We start from the raw sequence: 488 nt of genomic DNA, 5'->3' as shown, positions 1-488 counted from the left end.
ATGCTGATGGATTCTGATTGGGGTGATGCGAGCATGTTCCTGTTCCAGGGCGGTTTCGATCCTGCTGCTCCATGTGAGAACCTCATTGGATCTTCTGATGATGCGTTTGTACCTGGTGGCAATATTTTCGATCCAGCATTACGTATGAGCCTGCCATTATTACCAAATACGAGCTATACCTTGGTAATTACCAACTGGTCTACGGTTGGTTTTGGTGACTGGACCGTTAGTATCTATTCTGATAACAATACCGGAGTATCTGGTGCAGGATTTACTTCTGTAGCGATTGAAGATACCCGTGATTTGGTATGTGAAGACATCGACTTCGTCCACTTCCAGACACCTCAGTCTTGGATTGCTGGTGCTGATGGTGTACTGGACTTCAATGCTACGCGCAACACCTTCTTTGGAGGAAGCACTGCTGCATTGAATGCATTCCTTGAGAAGCTTGGCCATACTGGCATCCCAGTAGTTGGAGACAACTGTGG

At 46.9% G+C, this 488-nt stretch carries 1 protein-coding gene; it reads left to right on the top strand.

Annotation, left to right across the window (positions count from 1 at the left end; genetic code table 11):
* The coding region (locus tag ACRBG0_RS26890) for a hypothetical protein (RefSeq protein ID WP_431489921.1) at positions 1-488 on the top strand (488 nt) is incomplete at both ends.

Origin of the sequence: Lewinella sp. (assembly GCF_050633125.1) — a bacterium.
In the GTDB taxonomy this organism is placed as follows: domain Bacteria; phylum Bacteroidota; class Bacteroidia; order Chitinophagales; family Saprospiraceae; genus Lewinella.
Note: the sequence above shows the minus strand (reverse complement) of the source record. Positions and strands in the feature narration are given on the sequence as shown.